This is a genomic window from Roseomonas acroporae (assembly GCF_023223525.1).
Taxonomy (GTDB): Bacteria; Pseudomonadota; Alphaproteobacteria; order Acetobacterales; family Acetobacteraceae; genus Roseomonas_E; species Roseomonas_E acroporae.
In genome coordinates, this window is the sequence record NZ_JALPRX010000224.1 from 1 (window position 1) to 1,367 (window position 1,367).

The 1,367-nt window shown below is 71.9% G+C and carries 2 protein-coding genes; both read right to left on the bottom strand.

Translation table 11 applies throughout. From position 1 onward, the window contains the following. A partial coding sequence (locus M0638_RS28130; RefSeq protein WP_248670267.1) for a hypothetical protein occupies positions 1-217 on the bottom strand: 217 nt, incomplete at its 3' end. After that, positions 214-1,053 (bottom strand): bifunctional DNA primase/polymerase, encoded by an 840-nt coding sequence (locus tag M0638_RS28135; RefSeq protein WP_248670268.1) that lies wholly within the window; start codon positions 1,051-1,053, stop codon positions 214-216. The genes M0638_RS28130 and M0638_RS28135, both read right to left, overlap by 4 nt. Between the last annotated feature and the right edge of the window lie 314 nt (positions 1,054-1,367).

Genomic DNA, 1,367 nt, shown 5'->3' on the forward strand with positions numbered 1-1,367 from the left:
CGAAGCGCAGCACGAACTCGGCCTTGAAGTCGTCGCGGCCGACGAGGCCGGCGAGGATAGGGTCGAGGGCCAGGATCAGCAGGGCGTTGGAGAGGGTCGGCAGGACGCGCCGGTTGTCGTCCCGCATCAGCTCAAGGTGCAGGCGGGCGGTGTCGTCCAGCCGCGCCAGGTTCACGGCGGCGTCGATCCGCTCCGGCATGGGGCGCTGATGGTTCATGCGAACCGCGCCTCGACGGGCCGGGCGGCCCCGGCGGTCAGGCCGGAGCGGATGGTATCGCGCGCCTCGAGATCCTCGAGCCCGGCATGGCGGGCCGCGGCGTAGAGGGCGCCCACCACCTCATGCTCTCCGAGCAGCCCGGCGCCGAGCCAGCGGCCGACCGCGAAAGCCTGCTTGTTGAGGGTGGCGTTGCGGGTGCCGGATACGGCGCCGACCACCTCGACGCAGGCGCGGTCGAGGCGGCGCATGGCCTTGTCGGTGGTGGGGAGCATGGGACGAGGCGGCAACTTTGGCTCTGGCGGGGGCGCGCATGCCTCGAGCAACCAGCGCGGCGCCGGCGGGGCCGCCATCTCCCAAGGGGCGACGACCCACTTGTATGGCCTGCCGGTGTGGCGGTGGATGCTGGGCGCGATGGTCTGCACCACGCGATGGCTGCGCACGTCCAGGCCTGCGGCAGGCCAGCCGGTGCGGCTCCGGGTGGGGGCGTCATCGGTCCACCGGAACACCAGGGCGTAGCCGCCGCTGCCGCTGCGGCCGGTGGGTCGCTCCGGCAACGGGCCATGCTTCTCGATCAGGGATCGGAGCGCGGCGACGCCGTCGGCCGCGTGCCCGGCGGATGGCACATCCACGTCCAGCACCCACACGCGCGAGACAGGGCCGGTGGCGACGCACCAGTTGGCACGCGGATAGTCGTGCTGCCACCGCTCGATCGTGTCGAGGTCGTGCGTGGCGTCGCCGCGGTAGCCGGCCCAATAGCCCTTCCGGGTCTTTGGCGTCTGGGGCACGAGGCGCCAGCCGATGAGGGCGAGGCGCTCGAGGTCGGGATTGAGGCTCACCGGCGCCGCCCCCGCTTGTACTGGACGCGGTTGCCGAGGCGGCTGCGGAACAGGCGGCCTTGGTACTTCGTGGGAATGGCGAGGCCGGCATACTGCACCGGCTGAATGGTTGCGGTGCCGCTGGCACCTGGCGTACCCTGTCGGGAGCCGTCCATGGGGGTGATCTCTCCATGCTCGGATAGGCGCCCGATCCCCCTGCCAGGGGCTCGGGCGCTGTTCGTTTGGGGGATTCGCGGCGTCACTGGCGGATCTCCACCAGTCGCCGATAGAGCCGATGGACACGCCTGGCCCGGCGTACGCAGATGGCGTCGGGG